Source organism: Nostoc sp. LEGE 12447 (assembly GCF_015206985.1).
Classification (GTDB): domain Bacteria; phylum Cyanobacteriota; class Cyanobacteriia; order Cyanobacteriales; family Nostocaceae; genus Nostoc.
The window spans coordinates 1-15,046 of sequence record NZ_JADEXT010000034.1 but is presented as its reverse complement, the minus strand read 5'-3'; the positions used below and the strand labels follow the sequence as shown (position 1 = coordinate 15,046).

At 41.7% G+C, this 15,046-nt stretch carries 12 protein-coding genes and 1 pseudogene; 8 read left to right on the top strand and 5 right to left on the bottom strand.

Annotation, left to right across the window (positions count from 1 at the left end):
* Positions 1 to 3: 3 nt before the first annotated feature.
* The 4 genes from IQ274_RS26650 to IQ274_RS26635 all read left to right on the top strand — a co-directional run bounded on the left by IQ274_RS26650 (position 4) and on the right by IQ274_RS26635 (position 5,399).
* Positions 4 to 633, top strand: coding sequence for a response regulator (locus IQ274_RS26650; protein WP_228058384.1), 630 nt, complete (start codon positions 4 to 6; stop codon positions 631 to 633).
* A gap of 296 nt (positions 634 to 929) precedes the next feature.
* Complete coding sequence (locus IQ274_RS26645; RefSeq protein WP_194143976.1) at positions 930 to 2,069, top strand: patatin-like phospholipase family protein; 1,140 nt, start codon at positions 930 to 932, stop codon at positions 2,067 to 2,069.
* Between the two features lie 95 nt (positions 2,070 to 2,164).
* Positions 2,165 to 3,829, top strand: coding sequence for a bifunctional serine/threonine-protein kinase/formylglycine-generating enzyme family protein (locus tag IQ274_RS26640; protein ID WP_194143975.1), 1,665 nt, complete (start codon positions 2,165 to 2,167; stop codon positions 3,827 to 3,829).
* A 220-nt stretch (positions 3,830 to 4,049) separates the two neighbouring features.
* Positions 4,050 to 5,399 carry a GTPase gene (locus IQ274_RS26635; RefSeq protein ID WP_194143974.1) on the top strand — a complete coding sequence of 450 codons (1,350 nt, stop codon included), beginning with the start codon at positions 4,050 to 4,052 and terminating at the stop codon, positions 5,397 to 5,399.
* Positions 5,400 to 5,472: 73 nt separating this feature from the next.
* On the opposite strand, the gene IQ274_RS26630 is transcribed toward IQ274_RS26635, so the two are convergent.
* From IQ274_RS26630 to IQ274_RS26620, 3 genes are all read right to left on the bottom strand, one after another.
* Positions 5,473 to 5,652, bottom strand: coding sequence for a hypothetical protein (locus IQ274_RS26630; RefSeq protein ID WP_194143973.1), 180 nt, complete (start codon positions 5,650 to 5,652; stop codon positions 5,473 to 5,475).
* Between the two features lie 78 nt (positions 5,653 to 5,730).
* Positions 5,731 to 6,336 carry a Uma2 family endonuclease gene (locus IQ274_RS26625; RefSeq protein WP_194143972.1) on the bottom strand — a complete coding sequence of 202 codons (606 nt, stop codon included), beginning with the start codon at positions 6,334 to 6,336 and terminating at the stop codon, positions 5,731 to 5,733.
* Positions 6,337 to 6,365: 29 nt separating this feature from the next.
* The gene (locus IQ274_RS26620; protein ID WP_194143971.1) at positions 6,366 to 8,312 is read right to left on the bottom strand and encodes an amino acid transporter; all 1,947 of its coding nucleotides are present in this window, start codon (positions 8,310 to 8,312) and stop codon (positions 6,366 to 6,368) included.
* Between the two features lie 500 nt (positions 8,313 to 8,812).
* Between IQ274_RS26620 and IQ274_RS26615 the strand changes: the two genes are divergently transcribed.
* From IQ274_RS26615 to IQ274_RS26605, 3 genes are all read left to right on the top strand, one after another.
* Positions 8,813 to 9,163, top strand: coding sequence for a histidine triad nucleotide-binding protein (locus IQ274_RS26615; RefSeq protein WP_012408957.1), 351 nt, complete (start codon positions 8,813 to 8,815; stop codon positions 9,161 to 9,163).
* A 405-nt stretch (positions 9,164 to 9,568) separates the two neighbouring features.
* Positions 9,569 to 10,078 carry a hypothetical protein gene (locus tag IQ274_RS26610; RefSeq protein ID WP_163938024.1) on the top strand — a complete coding sequence of 170 codons (510 nt, stop codon included), beginning with the start codon at positions 9,569 to 9,571 and terminating at the stop codon, positions 10,076 to 10,078.
* Positions 10,079 to 10,127: 49 nt separating this feature from the next.
* Positions 10,128 to 11,015, top strand: a complete 888-nt coding sequence (locus IQ274_RS26605) for a hypothetical protein (RefSeq protein ID WP_163938027.1) — start codon at positions 10,128 to 10,130, stop codon at positions 11,013 to 11,015.
* A gap of 133 nt (positions 11,016 to 11,148) precedes the next feature.
* On the opposite strand, the gene IQ274_RS26600 is transcribed toward IQ274_RS26605, so the two are convergent.
* On the bottom strand, positions 11,149 to 11,868 hold the full coding sequence (locus IQ274_RS26600; RefSeq protein ID WP_190936242.1) for a hypothetical protein: 720 nt from the start codon (positions 11,866 to 11,868) through the stop codon (positions 11,149 to 11,151).
* A gap of 369 nt (positions 11,869 to 12,237) precedes the next feature.
* On the opposite strand from IQ274_RS26600, the gene IQ274_RS26595 reads away from it, so the two are divergent.
* On the top strand, positions 12,238 to 14,541 hold the full coding sequence (locus tag IQ274_RS26595) for an FAD/NAD(P)-binding protein (RefSeq protein ID WP_228058383.1): 2,304 nt from the start codon (positions 12,238 to 12,240) through the stop codon (positions 14,539 to 14,541).
* Positions 14,542 to 14,837: 296 nt separating this feature from the next.
* On the opposite strand, the pseudogene IQ274_RS26590 reads toward IQ274_RS26595, so the two are convergent.
* Positions 14,838 to 15,046 (bottom strand): annotated as a pseudogene (locus IQ274_RS26590) (photosystem II q(b) protein); the annotation flags it as partial.

Below are 15,046 nucleotides of genomic sequence, written 5' to 3'. Positions count from 1 at the left end.
ATTATGAGTCAATCCAATGTCATTCGCATCCTACTTGCTGACGATCATCCCATCTTGGGACAAGCTTTAACAATGTTTCTTCAATGTGAGTCAGATATGACTGTAATCGGCCATGCTGGCGACGGGCGAGAAGCGTTAGAACTTTTCCATCAACATCAACCTGATGTAGCGTTGATGGATTTGCGAATGCCGAAGATGGAAGGTGCTGATGCGATCGCAGCCATCTGTGCTAAGTTTAAACACGCCCGGATCGTTGTATTGACTACCTTTGATGGTGATGAAGATATCTATCGGGGATTACGGGCGGGTGCAAAGGGCTATCTCCTCAAGGGCGCTGAACCGAATGAACTCTTGGATGCAATTCGCACTGTTCATAAAGGTCAAAGATATATTCCGCCCACTATAGCAGCCAAACTAGCCGAGCGGATGGGTAGTGAGGAATTGAGCGATCGTGAGTTAGAGGTACTGCGCCTGATCGCCAAAGGCAAGAATAACCAGCAGATTAGCAATGTCCTTAATATTGCGGAGAGTACCGTCAGGTTCCATACCAATAATATTTTCGGTAAGTTGAATGTTAGCGATCGGACTCAAGCCCTAGTCACCGCGCTGAATCGGGGGATTGTCAGGTTGTAGTCCCATCTTGGCGACCTCACATTTTGATAGGTTTAAAACCCAACATTTCGCTAGTGACAATGTTGGGCTTATTTTCTAGGCTTAGTAGAATCACTTAGTTTTAATTTGCATAAATGCATAGGGGGCGATCGCACTCATTTAGATTGAGTGATGATGGCGATCGATCTCGTTTGTTTGCGAAAGTCTGAAGTTGAACTTAACTTGCTAAAGTTGCCCGTGTAAGCAAGGGAAACTTCGCAAACTGGGATTATGTAACTACTATATTTTACTAACCGTAAATATTAAGGAGTAATGCTATGAATTTCAAGGCTAAAGTGTTATCAATCGATGGCGGCGGAATTAAAGGTATTGTCCCAGCGATGATTTTAGCGGAAATTGAAGATAGAACAAAAAAGCCAATATGTAAGTTATTTGACTTAATTGCAGGAACTTCAACAGGAGGTATATTGGCATTGGGTCTTACAAAACCAAAACAAGATAAAACTACACCTCAATTTACAGCTATAGATTTGGTTGATCTATATAAAAACCAAGGAAGTAAAATCTTCCAAAGAAGAAAGAAAAATCTTCTAAATCAAATCGGATTATCAACTGTCCAAGCTGGCTTGAATATTCTAGGGATACAAAATATAAATCCTACGGATTTGTTTCAAACTAAATACACTATAAAAGGAAAAGAAGAAATCATTAAGGAGTGTTTAGGAGAAACATATATAAGTGAAGCATTGACAGAAGTTTTGATTCCTAGCTATGCTACAAACTTAAGAATACCGTTTTTCTTCACAAGTAACCCAGAAAAAGAACGAAAATATCAAAATTCTGAAAATTTTCGTATAGTATGTGAAGGCTATAAAATGCAAGAGGCTGCGCTGGCAACTTCAGCAGCACCTACATATTTTAAACCTTATCCTCTTGATGTCTATAATCATTCTGAGCCAAGATATACATTAGTTGATGGAGGAGTATTTGCAAATAATCCAACTTCTATTGCAATTCTAGAGACAATAAATTCTTATAAGATGAAGACAGGGGAAAGCATATCTTTAGATGAAATATTAGTAGTATCGCTAGGAACAGGAAGAAAGTCTCGTAAATTGAATATTGAAGATATATATAACTGGGGACAAATTAAGTGGATAGACCCGCTGATTAATATGGTCTTGAATGGACAAAGTGAAGTTGTAGATTACCAAATGGAACAATTATTGTCAACTAAATTGCAAAACAGTATTCAAAACAGACAATATTATCGATTTCAGATACAATATCCAGAAATAGATTTAGATAACAAAAAAGTATCTCTTGACTTATTGAATGTTAATGACGCTCTAGATGATGCCAGTAAATCTAATATAGAAAATTTACAAGAAATAGCAAGAAAATTTATGAGAATAGAAAACAATAAATTAGATTTTATCAGTAAAATACTGACCTAAAAATTCCTTCAATAATCATGTATAAAATATTATTTACATGTATTTTATCAGAATTTTATTTTATTAAATAGGTCGGATAATCTAAAGTAAATATAATGTGGAAAACTGGACAAGAACTGAATAATGGCTGCTATATTATCGAACAACAACTGGGAGAAGGTGGTTATGGTATTACCTATCTTGCCAGAGACAAACAGAATAATAAAGTTGTTATTAAAACCTTAAAAGATGAATTACTAAGAGCAGCAAATTATCATGATTATCAGAAAAGATTTTGGGATGAAATACAGAAGTTATACGAATTGAGTACATTTATACAAGAAGACGATAGGTTCTATATAAAACGTTATATCGTTGAATTTAAAGACTTCTTTAAGGAAGAAAGAGGTAACTGGGGCAAAGTACCATGTATGGTAATGGAATACATTCAAGGGGAAAACTTGAGACAGCACATTGAAAGACAAGGTTTCCTTGAAGAAACTAAAGCATTGCGGTATATCAAGCAGATTGCCAAAGCAGTAAATATTCTTCATAAAAATTCCTGGCTACACAGGGATATCAACCCACAAAACATTATGCTTCGTGCTAAAACTAATGAAGCAGTACTTATTGATTTTGGATTAGCACGGCATTTTATTCCAAATAAAACAAACCAGTTGACAAAATCAGCAACAGCCTGTTACGCCCCGCCCGAACAGTTTTCTGCGAATAAAAGAGAAGGACGTTATACCGATGTCTATGCCCTAGCTGCAACACTTTATTATTTGTTGACTAAAACTGATCCAGAACATGCAAATGCTAGATCAATAAATTCCCTCACACCTCCTCAAAATCTTAATCACAGTGTTAGCAACAGGGTAAATCAAGCAATTCTTGCAGGGATGAAGCTACAACCGGAAGAACGTCTTCAGACACCGATAGAATGGCTAAGTTTGTTAAAACTTGTACCTGATGAAGTGGTGACCGTTGACACTAAAGGAAAAAGAATCAAATTAGAAGAGTGTCAAGCCCAATATTTTGTAGAGGATCTAGGAAATGGTATCACTTTAGAAATAGCCGCTATTCCTGCTGGCAAATTCATGATGGGTTCACCAGAAAGGGAAGGAGGCCATGAAGAAAAACCTCTGCATGAAGTAGTGGTTCAGCCATTCTTTATTAGTAAATACCCTATCACCCAGGAACAATGGAGACTAGTAGCAGAACTACCTAGAGTTAATTGCGATCTTGAACCCTATCCCTCTAGCTTCAATTTTCATGACTTTAATGATCATCCTGTAGATACAGTTTCCTGGGATGAAGCAATGGAATTTTGTGCTAGACTTTCTGCTAAAACAGGAAGAAAATACCGTCTCCCCACTGAAGCAGAATGGGAATATGCCTGTCGTGCGGGGACTACAACACCATTTTATTTTGGCGAAACGATTACCAGCGATTTAGCAAATTACGATGCTAACGTAACCTTTGCAGATGAACCCAAAGGACGAAAGCAAAACGAAACCACTTCAGTAGGAAGCTTTGCTCCTAATGCTTTTGGATTATATGACATGCACGGAAATATTTGGGAGTGGTGTGCCGACCATTTGCACTTTAATTATGAGGGAGCGCCAAATGATGGCAGTGCATGGGTTGGTAGTAATAATCAAATGCTTCGTGGTGGTTCTTGGAAGGACGAACCTATGAAGTGCCGTTCTGCTGCTCGCAATTGGGACACCCACGACAGCAAGAAAAACTGCATCGGCTTTCGGGTTGTGCGCGTTTAGTCGCCAACAGTTTTTACAACAGATTGCAGGTAAATGAGGTACAAATTTTCAGAACAAAGTCATATAACAAAAGACTTTCAACCCTTTTCACTGCTGTAATTTCCCCAGTATTAAGCTGTTTTAGGTAGACTTCCATCCTTACAAGTTCTCAAAATTGCCAGTGACATTTTAGAAATACGCTTCTATTTCACTCATCTCTCATTAAAACAAGAGGATAAATATGACATCACAAAAGATAAGCATTGCAATTGCTGGACACACAAATACGGGAAAAACTACTCTTATCAGAACTTTAATGAAAAGTACTATTGGGGATGTAAGCGATCAAAAAAATGTTACTAAACAAAGTACTGCATACTATTATCAAGGACTTCAAGCTGATTTCATAGACACTCCTGGTTTTCGTTATGCTCAAACATACAATATGTATCGGCAACAAATAGATGAAAATCCTGAATACAAACTCCCTAAGGCTTGGGAAGAAAAAATGAATTTGGATCTAGATGCAATACAGGCTATAGGAAAAAGTAACGTCGTCTTCTATGTAGGAAATTTAAGTGTTGTTCCTGATGAAACTTATATCGAAGAAATTGAAGCGGTTGTAAATATTCAGCCTAAAGTTATAGGAATTTTAAATCAAGCTAGCAAACAGTTAGAAGCTAGCAATCAAAAAATAGTTGATAACCGGATTAATCTCTGGAAAGAAGAGTTAAAAAAACAAGGTGTTGAGGATACTATTGTTTTCGATGCCCATTGGGATAAACCTTCAAAGATAAATGAAATTTATGACGCTATTTACCGCGTTTTAAATTCGGAAGAGCAGGCTTTATTTTCTAAAGGTTTAAATGAATTTAAAAATAGACAGAAAGAAATTCTCACAGAAGCTCTTTCTATGTTAGCTAACTGTATTACTGAAATACAAGAGTTCCAGGTAGCAACTAAAAAGAATTCCTTCTCTCAGGAGACAGCCAAGAATAAGATGGTGAGAGAGTTACAGGCAATAATTGTAGGCTTTGTACACGATGTTAAGGAACTATATAAGGTAGCTGCTGAGTATCCAACTGCACCTAAAAAAGAGTTAAAGACAACAATAGAATCATCAGCTAATATTGCAGCCAGGATAGGTTGGGGTGCAGGGCTTGCGAGTACTGGTGGTGTACTTGGAGCTGCTGCCGGGGCTGCCATAGTCGGTGCTATTACAGGTTTGCTCACTGGAGGACTTGGAGCAGGGGCAGGAGCATTATTCGGTGCACAAATAGGTGGGCTTGCTGGAGGAGCTTTCTTAGGTACTTTAGGTGCACTTGATGATGGGGATGACATTGTAAAAATTCATATGGAGTCTACAGATATTAAAAATATTACAATTAAATTTATAGCGATCATATGGGGACTATCAAACAATGGTTATGGTCGAGAAAGAAAGCTTTCCCAAGATGAAATGAAGAACATAGAGGATAAAATTAAGAATTTCGATTCTTCATATCAGTGGTCAGATTGGAAAACGATAAGCCCAGGCAAAGTTATTAGTTATTGTGAAGAAATTCTTGATAAGCTAGCAGCTAGTGAGTAGTCCTTTGATAGGATTAAAGCAAGCGATCTCATTCTTAGCAACTGTATCAAATAAGCAATCGTACCCTTAGTATTCATATTCTCGTAAAGGCGATCGCACTTCTGGTGATAGGTTTAAAACAGGCGATCACATCCCTAATCATACTCTTGTAAAGGCGATCGCACTTCTGGTGATAGTGTAAAAACAGGCGATGTCTACGACGGGCTACGCCTACGCACCACGAATATTCATACTCTCGTAAAGGTGATCGCACTCATTCAGATAGTTTTAAAGCAGGCGATGTCTACGACGGTCTACACCTAAGCTTTTCACTGTTCTTCTGCACTTACAGTTAACAAGGCAGGATGTCATCTAAGCGAAGTTGCAGACTAGGCAAAAGCGGTGAGTTAATTGATTGATTTAGCCGATATTTTTGTTGAGTATATGTGTCTTCAACCAATTGACAGACAATGAAAGTAGGTTGTTTGGGTTTACCAATAAATGCCACACCGCCCAATCCTCGATAATCTACAATCCAATATTCAGGAATGCCTAAGAGGGCATATTCCTCAACCTTGCGTGCATAGTCAGTTTCCCAGTTGCTGCTAACAACTTCAACCACCAGTTTAATGGATTGTCCCAGCGTAATTACAGGCTCTCGCGCCCAAAGAGGTTCACGGTTGAGAGCGGTTTCATCAAGAACTACGATATCAGGGCGACGAACTGTAGCTGTATCTGCAAAGGGGTAAATTAAACAAGTGCGGGGAATAAACCAAGGGAGTTGTTCTGCAACAAAGTAGATACCAATTTGGGTTGCTAGTTTGCCACCCACTGTTTCGTGTGGCCCAGTGGGTTCCATGTCAATTAGTTCTCCATCAGCCAACTCATAGCGGGGATTATCTCGGTATTGGGAGAGAAAGTCTGCCAATGTAAGGGTTTTTGGGGAAATATATGTCATTTTCCTCTTCAATCATTCAAGATGCTTACTCAACCTCCGACATGAACACCAGGTCGCCTCTGGGGATTCTTTTCAGCCCGCCGGAGTACTTCACGGGTAACTACAGCAATATCGCCCTCACCAAACAAGATAAAACGCAGTAAATATTGTATGGGATTTCCCTCAACCCAACCGAAGTAGGCATGGGGAATCTTACCTGTTTGGTCACGAATATACAGCAGTAAAGCTGCGATCGCATTGGGGACTGCTGCACTCTCAGCCCGCAAGATGCGATAATCACCAACTTGCACCCCTCTTACTTTGATGATATCCGCAAATTCTGAAGCATCTGATACCTGAATCTCTAGAAAAAGAATTGGATCGTTGGGCGGAATATGGTTATCCTCGCGTACCTCTTTCTCTTTCATAAAATACTCTAGGACATCACCCGTATTCAACCGATTTGCAATCAGTCGGATTGCTCCTTGGCTCTCTTCAGCAAGGAATTGGGCAGCAAGTTCGTCAACTTCGATCCGCTCTGCTCGCAGTTCCGTTGAACGCCAAACACGAGAAACCAACGAGGTAAAAATGATCGCACCAATGAAAAACCCAGCGATCCTAATCCCCTCTGGTCTTTCGATGATATTAACAATAGTGGTATATAAAAATAACAGTGTAATAGTAGCAAAAACCAGTTTTGCCCGCTTCTCTCTGTGACGGTGGGCTGATAAGGTGACTGCAAAGGCTGCTGAGGTAATTAATACAAGCACACCAGTTGCATAAGCCCCACCTTGGGCTTCCACATTTGCCCTGAAGATAATTGTGACAACAAATGCGATCGCAGTGTAGACTAACACCAAAGGTCGTGTTACTCGTGCCCAATTAGGAGCCATACCATAGCGTGGTAGGTAGCGAGGCACAATATTCAGCAGCCCCGCCATTGCAGATGCACCTGCAAACCACAAAATGGAAATAGTACTTAGATCGTAAATTGTGCCAAAGGCGTTGCCTAGATGCAAATGTGCTAAATAAGCAAGGGCGCGTCCGTTAGCTTTTCCCCCAGAAGCAAATTCTGCGACTGGAATCAGTAAAGTGGTTATAAAACTAGTGGTGAGCAAAAAGAAGCTCATAATTAAAGCAGCACTGGTGAGCAACTTGCGTGTATTCCGAATCCGCCCTTTGGAATATTGGCGAGTGTCACTGCTGTTACCTTTAACAAGGGGCATCACGGTTACGCCAGTCTCAAAGCCTGATAATCCCAGTGCTAGCTTGGGAAATATCAAAAGAGATATACCGATTAAGATAAAAGGATTGGAATGGCGGGCAAAAAGTGCAGTCTGCCAGTTAGCGATCGCTCCTGGGTGAGTTAAAATTTGGTATACACCGACGCTAACGACAATGAAGTTTAACAGCAGATAAGTTGCTACCAAGACTACTGCAATCCCAATCGCTTCTCGGAAACCTCTCAAGAAAACTGCGCCTAGTAATGCAACTAATATTAGGGTGATTGCGATCGTCTGACCGTGAAACCAGTCTGGGGTAAGGGGATTTTCAATAATATGGGCTGTAGCATCAGCAGCCGACAGCGTAATGGTAATAATAAAGTCGGTTGCCACAAAGCCGAGTAAACATAACACAAGTAATTTGCCTTGCCACCAAGGTAGCAAACGCTCTAACATTGCGATCGACCCTTCACCATGAGGGCTTTCGGCAGCAATCCGCCGATAGATTGGCAATGCTCCAAAAAGCGTCAGCAAAACTAGAATCAGGGTAGCGATGGGAGAAAGAGCGCCAGCCGCCAGTGCTGCAATCCCAGGTTGATAGCCAAGGGTGGAGAAATAATCTACACCAGTCAAGCACATTACCTGCCACCAAGGATGCTGGCGATGTGCTTCTTCCTTGCGGTAAGGCCCTTCCTTCTCTCGTCGATCTTCTTCAAGCAACCAGAGGATTAACTGACTGCCGAGCCGTTTTGTTGAAACAATTGATTTACTCATCAAATATGGTTGTTTTGCAAAAGTCCGGCTTTGTGATTTTTAAGCCTTCGTGGTTTATTAAAATTTTTAACTACAAATATATAGCATTATTATTGTAGGTTAAGCATCCTGTCCGATTTACAAAATATATAAGTTGTCTAGCGGATGAAGATCGAGTTTAGCTTCCGGTATTGGGAAAAATTAATATCCTATGCGGACATTTTGGAATTAAAGTTTTCGTACCCTTAGCATTTTTGATCTGCATCAGTTCTCAAAAAGGGTGCTGATGGATTTACGAATACCGAAGATAGAAAGTACTGAGGCGCTAGCCTCAGTGTAATTACGGCTTTTCAGCGCCCAAATTGCTATATTCATACTCTTGTAAAGGTGATGTCTTTTTCTCTACTTAACGCTTAACGAGGCAAAATTTCATCTGAGCAAAGGTGGATACTGTACCAATACTTATCGGGTTTTGGGGAAAAAAACCTTTAAAATCTCTAGCAGATGATTAGGTAGATGGTATGAGTGAAACTACAGAAACGATTTTCAGCAAAATCATTCGTCGGGAAATCCCCGTTGATATTGTTTATGAGGATAATTTAGCCCTGGCCTTCAAAGACATCCACCCCCAAGCGCCTGTACACATTCTCGTCATTCCTAAAAAACCCATTCCCACACTAGCTGATGCTGAATCTCAGGATCATGCTCTGTTGGGGCATCTTTTATTAACAGCCAAACGTGTTGCAGAAGAAGCTGGACTGAAAAACGGTTATCGAGTTGTGATCAATACTGGTGATGATGGTGGTCAGACTGTCTATCACTTACATTTGCATATTTTGGGAGGACGGCAATTAGACTGGCCCCCTGGTTGATCAAACCTGAATGCTTATCTATAAAAAATCACAGCATTTAGATCCTCCTAAATCCACGCCACTTGCTCATGGGGGAAACCTGCTTGGTGCTAGCCTCTCCCTTTGGGCTACGGTGTACACACAAGTCTTTTAAAGTTGTCCCACAGCATTTAGATTCCCCTTAAAAAGGGGGGAATAGGAGTCAAAGTCCCCCAATTTATCGGGGGATTTAGGAGGATCTAACGTTGTTGCATATCTCGTATAGAGATGCGTGTACACCGTAGCCCAAAAGGTGGCATTTTTGCGTTGAGTTTATTGGTATGTTAAGCACTTAAGCAATAATTATCAAAAAGTAAATTTTACGAGTAATAATTGCTAGCAGCGCAGATAATTGCCTCAAAGTTCAAGTATAGGGAGAAGCCAAGAATGATTTTACATCGTGGGCGTAGGGTGGTAGCTGCTTTATTGCTGTCAGTGGTACTACTGACAACAGCCTGTAGCCCAAAAGCACCTGGACGTTTTGACCAGGCGCAAAAAGAAAGCACTCAACAAAAACGCGGTCAAGCCGTGGCTAAGAACGCAACTCAGGGTAGCGAGTTTAATAAACTTTTCCCTAGTGCAGGTGATGGCTACCAGCGTGTCTTTACCCAAGAGAAAAAAGGCTTTGCAGAAGCGAAGTTGAAAAAAGGTGGTAAAGATGTAGCATTGCTGTCTATCTCTGATACTACCAGCACACCTAGTACAGCAGCAAAGTTCTCGAAAAGCACCAAGAAAATTGGCGGTTATCCCGCAGTAGAAGTTGGTAAGACGCAAACTGCAATTTTGGTAGGCAAGTACCAAGTAAAAGCACTTTCCCGCGATTCGTCATTTACAGCTAGCGATCGCGCAGATTGGCTAGAGAAGTTTAATCTTAATGGTCTGGCTAAACTGAAATAAGCCGGATTGCCAAGATTGAAGATAACAAAACCTAAGTAAGGAGATTTTTGTGAGCAAATCGATTGTTGATTTAGTCGATCAATTGCCAACCGGTGGCTTGACTATTTCTATGTTGAAGTCCCTCGATTTTGTTGCTCCTGGGGAGTGGCAAAATACCGTCGGCTTTGTCAACACCATTAAAACCGTCACTGGCGAAGACGACGAAGATTTAATTCAACAAATTGGTGAAAGAGCGATTTATCTATTCAATGACAAATCCCAAGGATACCAAACAGCTTTGTGGTTATATCAAACCGTTGATGGTACAGATAAAGCTCTCGGTGCAGCCGCTTTAGCTAACAAAGTTGGCGAAAAAATTCCTTTATTGGGTTTTTTAAACTCTGTCACTCCCAAACCAGACAAAGCCCAAACCATCGATTTGACATTAAAGTTAGTGGCTGAGTTGGTAGCTTTCTGTCAAATTAACGGCATTCCTGGAGACAGCATTGGCGATTTTGTCGCCTCTTTAGGTGAGTATAGTGGTGAGTCACTCATCCGCATGGTGGCATTAGTTTGTGTTGATGGTTTAATACCTCTAGGCCCAGACTTCATCAGCAAAGCCATATCTGGGATTAATCAAACAAGTCCCAATGAGTTAGAACAGAACTCGACTTTCCAAAATATCAAAGATGTGATTCCAGGCAACAATGCTGGTAGTAAACTCAACTTTATCGGCGAAAGTTTTGACTCAGTTAAAGGTTGGATGAGTGGTATTGTCAGTGCGAATAATTTAACGCCACACAAGGTAGTTAGCAACTTACATAGTTTTGTCGATATTGCAGATGATAAGTTAGACTACCTGGCTGCATTCTTGGATGTATCTACTAATTATTATGAACACACTGGCACGCAAACTTTAGCACGTCGCTTGATTGAACGGGCGGTGGCTGAGATTTAGGTTGATGGGGACTGGTGGGGAATAGGAAGGGGGCAGGAGAAGCAGGGGGAGACAAGGACAAGGAAAATAACCATGCCCAATTCCCAATTCCCAATTCCTTCTGCCTCTTTTCAATGCCCATACCCCATAACCATTAGGGTAAACGTAGATCGGATGCGATCGCATATAAGTAAGGTTGAAAAATAGCCAAATTTTCCAGTTGCTCAAACTTACCTGTCTGCGTACCTGGATCAAATGCAGTAGTAATTACGTAAAGTTTACTGCCATCAAAGGCAACATGACCGATATGTTGCTCTTTTACTCCACCTTGTTCCTTGAGTCCGGCGAAGCCATAGCGGATTCCCTGAAGTTTACCAATCGGTACTGGTTGCGGTGGGTAGGCTGAGAAAGTAATCTCTTTTCCATATTGACTCTGACGATCTTTCGCAAATGCAGCATAGTGGTCTGCAACCCAGGCCTTGAGTACTGGTAATACCTGGGTTTGGTATTGGGAACTTTGGTAGTCTACTTGGGAACCACTTGGAATACCGGCTGCTAAGAGTTTTTTTCGGAAATCCTCATTGTTTGTTAGTGGGTAAATGTTAATCTCAACTGTACCCAAACGTTTGCCTCTGGAAGAGACACACAACAGGGGTGCATTTCCCTCACAAGCGGCAACTTGCCAGTTAGTGGGAGCAGCAGTATTTCCCAGGATTTTCTGCCAGATATTACCCTCATTAGAGGCGGGAAGTTTTCCAACGGCAGGGGATTTTACCTCTTTGGGTGGAGAAAATTGGGGAAGAACAAATTTTGCTCCCAGTGGTATTGACACCAGCAAAATAGAACCTAGTAATAAATGATAAAGTCTTAACATTTTATTGATTATCCGGAGTCAAAGATGGCAGACTAACGATATCTACAATACGTTAAACAGGGGGAGGTCGCTTGTATTCCTCTATCTGTGTTTAGCTAACAGTTAGAGTCCGACGAAATTATTTTTTCTGGAAGTCTGCGCCTCCTTTTTTCTCTGCTTCAATTTCTTGACCTCAGACTTTTGTCAGTCAACCAGGCGTTAAATACCTGAAAGCAAGGTATTATTATAGAGAATAATACTAAGTAAAGTTAAGTAAAGTCTAATTATTTCATCTGAGTTGGAAATAAATACCTTTAATCTTAGTAAATAGACTTTATTCAATCGGCGGGATTATCGATTTTAAGTGAAATCGCCATGAACCCTAGTTTTTTGACTGATCAGACTTCAACCACGATCGCTATTGTTGGCGGAGGCTTTAGTGGTTCTCTAGTTGCTACCCACTTATTGAAAACTGCCAGCCAACCTCTCACCATTAAGCTGATTGAGCGCAGTCATCAAATGGGGAAGGGAATTGCCTACAGCACGAATACCAACTGTCATTTGCTGAATGTATCAGCCGGAAACATGAGTGCATTTCCTCACGATCCCGGACATCTGCTGCGTTGGCTTCAGTACAATCGCAACGAATTAGCGTCATTTTTTCCTGAAGAAGTCAATGCTAGTACCTTCATTCCCCGCAAGGTCTATGGTTTGTACATTCAGTCGATTTTGGCAGAAGCAGAAGCCACAGCACCTAGTGATGTACGACTAGAACGTTTGACTGATGAAGTCGTGGGGATACAGCCTGAAGAAAAAGGCACGAGCGTCTCTCTGCGTAGTGGTCGCTGTTTTGCCGCAGATAAAGTTGTGTTGGCGTTGGGAAACTCGCCTTCTACACCACCCGCAATCAAAAGCGCAGACAGCAATAATGAAAGTTATCTGCGGAATGCTTGGTCAGCCGATGCCCTAGCAGACCTCGATCTTGATGCGCCTGTGCTGCTAATTGGTACAGGACTAACGATGGTGGATATGGTTTTATCTCTGCACGATCGCCAACATCGGGGCAAAATTTATGCTATATCTCGACGAGGGTTATTTCCCCAAAAACATCAAGCAGCTAAACCTTATCCTAGCTTTTTGACCCCAGAGACTTCACCAAAAAGTGTGCGCGGCTGGTTACGGCGGCTGCGTTCCGAGGTGGAAGTTGCAGCTGCCCAAGGCTATGACTGGCGATCGGTAATTGATTCTCTGCGTCCCATAATTCAGAAAATTTGGCAAAAACTACCGACCAAGGAACAGCAGCGCTTTTTGCGTCATCTAACAGCCTATTGGGACGTACATCGTCACCGCATTGCCCCCAAAGTGGCGGATGTTGTCACTGAAATGTTGGATTCTGGTCAACTTAACATTTCTGCCGGACGGATTCGGGAATATCAAGCTTTGCCGGACGGTGTAGCCGTAACTGTATGCCAGCGCAAAACCCATGCTAATACTGTCTTACACGTCCACCGTGTAGTGAATTGTACCGGGGTAGCAGCAGATTATCGCCGATCGCCTCACCCCCTAATTGCTGATTTGCGATCGCAAGGATTAATTCGCCCCAATGCCATCGGCTTAGGATTAGATGCAGATCCCCACGGTGCTTTATATACGGCAGACAGTAATGTTTCGACACTGCTGTATACCTTGGGAACTCCTCGCAAAGGCGACTTGTGGGAAACTATTGCTGTTCCAGAATTACGGGTGCAGGCGCAGGAATTATCTCAAGCGTTATTGCAGTCGCTGCCAGTACGTGTGCGTCCGATTCCCACAATGCTGTTAAATAAGGAAACAGGCGATGGTGGCTCACAAATACCCCAGTCAAGCTTACTATTTCGGCAATTCTTTGACCCTGAAACTAGTAGTTATACTTACCTGATTGCCGATCGACAGACAGGAGATGCTGTTCTAGTTGACCCTGTATTAGAGCAAGTTGACCGCGATTTGCAATCATTAGATGAATTAGGATTAAAGCTACGCTATTGTCTAGAAACTCATCTTCATGCCGATCACATCACAGGGGCAGGCAAACTTAGGCAACAAACAGGCTGTCAGGTGATCGTTCCCCAGAATCCTGCTGTCACGAAAGCCGATCGCTCTCTTGTCGGTGGCGAAATCATCGATGTGGGATCGGTAGCGATCGAAGCAATTTTCACACCAGGTCACAGTGCTAGTCACATAGCATATTTGGTAAACAAAACCCACTTATTAACTGGTGATGCCTTATTTATTCGTGGTTGTGGACGCACAGATTTTCAAGGTGGCGATCCTGGAACCCTATACGATGTGGTGACACAACGCTTATTCACCTTGCCAGATGATACCTTGGTATATCCCGCCCATGATTACAAAGGACGTACAGTTTCCACCATTGGCGAAGAAAAGCGTTTTAATCCTAGATTTAACGATTCCTACGGAGCGCTGCGCGAACGCAGCCGTAGTCAATTCATTACAATCATGAATAATCTCAAATTGAGTTATCCTCAAAAGATGAATGCAACAGTACCGGCCAATGAATACTGTGGTGATTTTATCCCCCAAGATAGCTTAAGCCCGGCCATGAGTCTGGCTACAGATGAAGAAAAGAAACAAATAGAAATCACAGTTATGACTAATACGGAAATCTACAATGATTACTTTGCTATGTATATCTAGAACCAACAAGAGTTCTGTGAAGCTGGGATAAGGCTTTTTCAGCAGCTTGATGACTACAGGCTGTTGGTCAGTCTCTTTATATCCGCGATAAACCAGGGTTCTTGAACCATTGTAAAGTTGTTCGCTAATTTGATATCCCGCTCATGGTTTCAGCTTTTAGTATTTTCCGATGAACTTCCGTAATTCTTAGAGAGGTATCTAGTAAATACCTCCTCTGTTGCTAACTTAAATTAAAAGCGCCCTCCCGAAGTGGGAGAGCGCTTTCTTATTTAGCTAATTGAGTTAATGCTTGAGAATTAACCGTTGATAGCAGGAGCGGTAAGAGCTACAGGAGCAACATCACCAGCAGCCAAATCTAGAGGGAAGTTGTGAGCGTTACGCTCGTGCATTACTTCCATACCCAGGTTAGCGCGGTTGATTACATCAGCCCAAGTTGCAATCACACGACCTTCAGAGTCAATGATTGATTGGTTGAAGTTGAAACCGTTCAAGTTGAACGCCATTG